This is a genomic window from Chryseobacterium sp. (assembly GCF_022712095.1).
Taxonomy (GTDB): domain Bacteria; phylum Bacteroidota; class Bacteroidia; order Flavobacteriales; family Weeksellaceae; genus Chryseobacterium.
In genome coordinates, this window is sequence record NZ_JALAHD010000038.1 from 47716 (window position 1) to 54482 (window position 6767).

The 6767-nt window shown below is 34.1% G+C and carries 6 protein-coding genes; 3 read left to right on the forward strand and 3 right to left on the reverse strand.

Annotation, left to right across the window (positions count from 1 at the left end; translation table 11 throughout):
• Window positions 1-33: 33 nt before the first annotated feature.
• A complete protein-coding gene (pheS, locus tag Q0A18_RS02030) occupies window positions 34-1044 on the reverse strand; it encodes a phenylalanine--tRNA ligase subunit alpha (protein WP_292008501.1) in 1011 nt (336 codons plus the stop codon).
• A 135-nt stretch (window positions 1045-1179) separates the two neighbouring features.
• Window positions 1180-1839 carry a YceI family protein gene (locus Q0A18_RS02035; protein ID WP_292008502.1) on the reverse strand — a complete coding sequence of 220 codons (660 nt, stop codon included), beginning with the start codon at window positions 1837-1839 and terminating at the stop codon, window positions 1180-1182.
• 68 nt (window positions 1840-1907) lie between these two features.
• On the opposite strand from Q0A18_RS02035, the gene Q0A18_RS02040 reads away from it, so the two are divergent.
• Window positions 1908-2840 (forward strand): ABC transporter ATP-binding protein, encoded by a 933-nt coding sequence (locus Q0A18_RS02040; RefSeq protein ID WP_292008503.1) that lies wholly within the window; start codon window positions 1908-1910, stop codon window positions 2838-2840.
• Window positions 2841-3115: 275 nt separating this feature from the next.
• On the opposite strand, the gene Q0A18_RS02045 is transcribed toward Q0A18_RS02040, so the two are convergent.
• Complete coding sequence (locus tag Q0A18_RS02045; protein WP_292008504.1) at window positions 3116-3460, reverse strand: zinc ribbon domain-containing protein YjdM; 345 nt, start codon at window positions 3458-3460, stop codon at window positions 3116-3118.
• 128 nt (window positions 3461-3588) lie between these two features.
• Between Q0A18_RS02045 and Q0A18_RS02050 the strand changes: the two genes are divergently transcribed.
• Window positions 3589-4797 (forward strand): RsmB/NOP family class I SAM-dependent RNA methyltransferase, encoded by a 1209-nt coding sequence (locus tag Q0A18_RS02050; protein ID WP_292008505.1) that lies wholly within the window; start codon window positions 3589-3591, stop codon window positions 4795-4797.
• A 156-nt stretch (window positions 4798-4953) separates the two neighbouring features.
• Window positions 4954-6618 (forward strand): GLPGLI family protein, encoded by a 1665-nt coding sequence (locus Q0A18_RS02055; protein ID WP_292008506.1) that lies wholly within the window; start codon window positions 4954-4956, stop codon window positions 6616-6618.
• Window positions 6619-6767 lie beyond the last annotated feature (149 nt).

The window sequence follows — 6767 nt, forward strand, 5'->3', positions numbered from 1 at the left end:
AAAAAAGCTTTCGAAATCCGAAAGCTTTTTTATTTATAAAGTTTTGAACTGTTCTAAAGTTCTGATATCGTTCTCAAAAAACATTCTTATATCACTCATTTGATAAAGAAGCATTACAATTCTTTCAATACCCATTCCAAAAGCATATCCTGAATATTTATCAGCATCAATGTTTACGTTCTTCAAAACGGCAGGATCTACCATTCCGCATCCCATAATTTCAAGCCAACCGGTTCCCTTGGTAATTCTATAATCGGTTTCAGAATTTAATCCCCAATATACATCTATTTCAGCACTTGGCTCTGTAAACGGAAAATAAGAGGGTCTCATTCTGATTTTAGATTTTCCGAACAGCTCAGTGGTAAAAAACTGAATGGTTTGCTTTAAATCTGCAAAACTTACGTTTTCATCAATATATAATCCTTCTATCTGATGGAAAATACAGTGAGAACGTGAAGAAACCGCTTCATTTCTGAATACCCTTCCCGGAGACAAAATTCTTATCGGAGGCTGATTTTGCTCCATATAACGGATCTGTACGGAAGAGGTATGAGTTCTTAAAAGAATGTCAGGGTTTTGTTCAATAAAGAAAGTATCCTGCATATCTCTCGCCGGGTGATATTCCGGAAGATTAAGCGCCGTAAAATTATGCCAGTCATCCTCAATCTCCGGTCCGTCCGATACGGCAAAACCTATAGATTTAAAGATTTCTATAATTCTGTTTTTAACCAGATTGATAGGATGTCTTGATCCTAAATCTAAGGGGAAAGCAGGTTTAGTAAGGTCTTCTTTCTCCACCACAATGGAAGAGCCGGAAGCATTTTTCAAATCTTCCAGTTTCCCGGCAACAGCCTGTTTTAAAGAATTGATTTTCTGACCAAATTCTTTTTTCTGATCGTTAGGAACTTCTTTAAATTTTTCAAAAAAATCGTTCAGAACTCCTTTTTTCCCATTATACTTAATTCGGAAGTTTTCTATTTCCTCCTTATTAGTTGTATTGAAGCTGTTTACTTCAACGAGTAGTTCTTCTATTTTTTCTATCATTACTTTACCCTTTCAATAATATATATTTGCAAAAATAAGATTTTTCAATTGAATAGCTTTCCTTATTTTTCATAAAAAAAATCTGCCTCTTTAGAGAGGCAGACTTCAATCACTTATTTCACTTAAATAAAAAAATTATTTCTTTTCTAAAGCTTTAACGAGAATTTGAAGAGTTACCTCATCTTTAATTACTCCATTCGCGGCGGGAGCCTGGAATTTTACTCCAAATTCATCCCGGTTAATATCTTTTGGTTCCGTTGCAATCGTTACATCCCCTTCTTTCACGGCTACATTGGCTTTAAACTGAACTGGTTTTGTAATTCCTTTAATGGTCAAATTTCCATCTAAGAGTGTATTATAATCTCCTTCTGCCATAGGAGAGATTTTCGTAATTTCGTAAGAAGCCGTCGGAAATTTTTCTACCTCAAAAAAATCACCGCTTTTAAGATGTACGTTCAGTTTTCCTAACTGATCTGCATCATCCTTTAAATCTACGGAAGTTAATGAGTTCATATCAGCAACAAATTTTCCACTTTCCAATTTTCCGTCTTTTACCGTTACATCACCACTTTCAAATTTAATATTTCCAAAATGACTTGTACTCTCAGACTTTAAAACCTTATATCCTTTCCATTCTACCTTACTGTTCAAAGTATCTAATGTATATTGATTTCCGTCTTTAGTGGTAGTAACTTCACCGCTTTCGCTAGTCAAGGGCTTCTCCTTTTTACAGGAGACCATTACCAAAGCTGTAAAAAAAGCAGTAATGGTTAATGAAAATATTTTTTTTCTCATTTTTTTAATATATTTATTCATGCTAATATAATAAAATTAATTCTTTCATAAAACCTTACTTTTGTAATATGCTATTAGAAGTAAATAATTTATATTTTTCACATACACCTGAAAAACCTCTTTTTCAGAACTTCAATTTAAAAATAGAAGAAGGGAAAATTGTAGCATTGGCAGGAGAAAGTGGCTGCGGAAAATCTACTTTGCTCAATCTTGTTTATGGGCTTCTAGATTGGCAGGAAGGGGAAATTATCTTTAATGGCACAAAACTGCTGGGTCCCAAAGGCAACCTCGTTCCCGGAGAAAGTGAGATGAAGTTTGTAGCTCAAAATTTTGATCTGATGCCCCATTCCACTGTAGCTGATAACGTAGGAAAATTTATATCCAACATTAATTTAGCCCAAAAGAAAGAGAAAGTTCTTGAACTTCTGGACGTAGTAGGCTTACAGGATTATGCTGACATTCACCCCAAATATCTTAGCGGCGGACAGCAGCAAAGAGTTGCCATTGCCAGAGCGCTTTCCGTTCTTCCCAAATTGCTTATTCTGGATGAACCCTTCAGTAATCTGGATTTTTCAAGAAAGATAGAGCTGAGAGAAAAACTTTTCAGATATGTAAAACAAAATAATATCTCCCTTATCATTTCTACTCATGAGCTTCAGGATATACTGCCATGGCTGGATCAGATTATTATATTACAGGACGGAAGACTCATACAGAATGATAACCCTGAAGAAACCTATAAAAATCCTTACAACTCTTATGTGGCAAAACTTTTTGGAGAAGTTAATATTTTCAGTGATGACGAAAAACAGGAATTTCAGATAACAAAATTTTCCTATTATCCCCGTGAAATTATAATCAGTGAAAACGGTCTGGAGGCAGAAGTTATAGAAAGCAGATTTGCAGGAGCTCACTTCTGGAATAAGATTAAATGCAGAAACAAAGACCTTATTATATACAGCAATAACCGACTGGAAAACCCTATAAAAATAATGCTCTAATTAATTCCAACTCACACATAATCTTAAACTTATTAGTATTTTGTGGATAAAAATGAGGGATATTCTCTGGTGAATTAATTCTTTTTCTTTACATTTGTTATTCAACAGCATAAGGAAATCTTTGGTTAATTCTCTTTCTGCCTTTAGGACAGCCATTAGCAATCTTTGCAATCAAGTTCTTTGAAAGATTACACTGTCCAATTTTTTCCTTTTTTTATGACAAAAAAATGCGCCCGTTAAGACGCATTTTCATTTTTTAATATCGTAAACTTATTTTAAGCTTTCTTCACAAATTCTGACTTTAATGCCATGGACCCGAAACCGTCGATCTTACAGTCAATATTATGATCACTATCAAAATTCAATCTGATATTTTTCACTTTTGTTCCGGCTTTCACTGGTTTTGGAGCCCCTTTTACCGGTAAATCTTTAATCACTACTACAGAGTCTCCATTTTGCAATTCGTTTCCGTTGGAATCCAGTATTTTACCTTCACCAGAAGCTTCAGCACCTCCTTCTTCAGGGTTCCATTCATAAAAACACTGGGAACATACCATTACATTATCACTCGGATAAGTAAATTCAGAACCACATTTTGGACAAAGTATTGTATCACTCATATTTTTATTTTTCACAAAAATAAGGCTAACTCCTTTGGAAACAAAACAAATTACCTACTTTATACTTTTTAGTTTCACTTAATTAATTAAAACCTTATTTTTGCAGATTCAAACAGCATACAGCAATTATGGAACTTATTCACAGAAACTTACTTATCGGAATTCATGATGCCCTTCAGGAAACATTTTTTGAGAAAAACAAATATGCGGATAAGGTCATTGAAAGGCTTTTAAAAGCCAACAAAAAATGGGGAAGCCTGGACAGAGCAGTTGTTTCTGAGATTTTCTACAATATTATACGCTGGAAAAAACGTCTGGAATATTATATGGGTGAAGGTGTAAAGCCTAATAATATTTACAAGCTTATCCTTGCCTATTTATTATGGAGCGAGACAAAATATAAAAAGTTTGAAGAATTTGACGGCATCAAAGTCGCTGATATTCTCACCAAACTCAAAAAAAATACAGTCCCTACAAAAGCTATCGAATTTTCTATTCCGGAATGGCTGGCCGAAACGCTGGAAAAAGAACTAGGTCCTCAATGGGAAAAAGAAATGAAAGCATTAAATGAACAGGCCCCTACAGTCCTAAGAGCCAATTCATTGAAAACCTCGGTCAAGGAACTTGTTTCAGATCTATCTGATGAAAATATCATTTCCTATCCGATAAAAAACTACCCTGATGCAGTTCAGCTGGAAGAAAAGAAAAATGTATTCCTTACTACTGCATTTAAAGATGGTTTATTTGAAGTTCAGGATGCTTCTTCTCAAAAGATCGGATATTTCCTTGATGTGCAGGAAGGGCAAAGAGTTGTTGATGCCTGTGCAGGTGCAGGAGGAAAAACCCTTCACTTAGCCGCTTTAATGAAAAATAAAGGTCAGATCATTGCTCTTGATATTTTCGAATGGAAATTAGCCGAATTAAAAAGACGAGCTAAAAGGGCGGGTGCCCATAATATTGAAACCCGTTTCATTGCTGATAATAAAGTGATTAAACGTTTATACGAAAAAGCAGACAGACTTTTGATCGATGCTCCATGTTCAGGTTTAGGAGTTTTAAAAAGAAATCCGGACAGTAAGTGGAAAATCGATCAGGATTTCATCGACAGAATTAAAAAAGAACAGCAGCAGATTCTTCAGGATTATTCCAAAATACTTAAAAAAGGAGGAAAAATGGTATACGCAACATGCTCTATACTCCCTTCAGAAAATAATGAACAGGTAGAAGAATTTTTGAAAAACAATCCTGGTTACAAATTGATAAAAGATGAAAAAGTAATGCCAAGCGAAGGCTATGACGGCTTCTATATGGCATTAATCGAAAGAGTTTCTCTATAAATATATTTTATAAGATTTGTAAAGGCTGTTCTGCATAAAGTACAGCCTTTTTATTTTAATGTAACTTAATTTAATTACACCACACTTAAATATATTATTATTTTTTTTATATTATTACAATAACATTTAATTCATTCATCCAAAACCACCATTTCTATGAATACGAAAGCACTTATCATTTTTTTTTCATTTTTTTATTGTTTCGCTTTTTCCCAGACTTACGAAATCCAATATATAAATACTTATAATGGAAAAATACAGACAGAGCAGTCCCCTATTCTGGTATGGGTGAATGAGAAGGAAAACTACATTCTTGCCAACAGCATTAAGGAACAAAAAAGTGATTACCCATTTGAGATCACTAACATAGAAAAGCCATCTAATACAATTATTTCCTATGCCTTTTTAAATTCTGATGAAATTATATCTACTTCAGATGCGGAATCCATTGGAAAACAATCTTTTGAACTCACGGATGAAACAAAAAAAATATTAGGCTACCACTGTAAGAAAGCCGTGACGAAAATCAATTCTAACACCATTGAAATCTGGTATACTAATGATCTCAGGATTAAAGGCGGACCTTCAAGCTTAGGCCAGAGTTTAGGTTTGGTACTAGAAATTGAAAGAAATAAAAATTCAACCATCACTGCAACCTCCATAAAAAAGATAAAAAAAACAGGAATTAATAGCCTTTTAAAAGGTACCGTTACCACAACCGACCTTTTAGGATACAAAGATCTATTGTGGAAAAGCAGGTTCACTACATTAAAGGTTTTTAATAATGAAATCATTAATTTTTCCGATGAGTCAAAATCTGACAAAAATATCAAACGCTATGCTAACGGAACTATTATTTTAAAGAAAATCAAATTTCCAAAGATTTCAAAGGGTGAAAATATTTTTGTTGAATTAAATCAGCAATCCAATGGGGACGCTTATGACAGAACAGGAACCATATTTTTCATTCCTCAGGAAAAATCGGCCTCTTTCTTTGACGGATTGGAAAAGGGAGCTAAAACCCTGCCTCTGTATGAAAACGGAAATGGAAAACAGTATTATGGTGTGGTTTCTACATCTGATTACGATCCGAGTATTGAAATGATGAGATTTTTCACAGCTTTCGGCATTGATAAATTTAACCATATTCAATTGAAGGGAAAAGACTGGCAAACAGTTAGTCCCTACCGTCAGGATATTACAGAACTAAAACCTTCATTATCTGAAAAAGAATTATGGATAGGCGCTTTTATAGGGAATTATGACAAAGGAGGACATAAAGTAAGCCTGGAAATCACCATCCATAAAAGTGATCAGGCTATCTATATCCACAATAAGGTTATTCCCTTATTCAATACGGTGAATATTATGGAAATGGCGGGACAAGACTATCCAACCATGTTTAATAATGATAAGGGAATTTTTGTTGAATTCAGTTTAAAGAAAGATTTAAAAAACGCTCAGTTAAGATATATCACTACCGGACATGGCGGCTGGGAAAACGGAGATGAATTCGTTCCTAAAAAAAATACCATACTCTTGGATAACGAGATCATATTTTCTTTCATTCCTTGGAGGGCAGATTGCGGATCTTATCGTTTATATAATCCCGCATCAGGAAATTTTCAGGACGGACTTTCTTCTTCAGACTTAAGCCGATCCAATTGGTGTCCTGGTACCCTTACCAATCCAAATTTCATCTCCTTAGGCGATTTAAAAGCCGGCAAACACTCTATTCAGGTAAAAATACCACAAGGTCCCACAGAAGGAAACAGTTTCAGCGCGTGGAATATTTCAGGAGTTTTATTAGGTTCTGAGTAAAAAAAACCTTCTCGTAAATTGAATTACAAGAAGGTAAAAACACAAATGATGAAAAAAAATTATTTCGAGCCACAAAGTAATATTAAAAAATTAGATAATAAATTACCATAAGTCAATAATTTTTATTTTTTTATTTCGTATATAGCCAC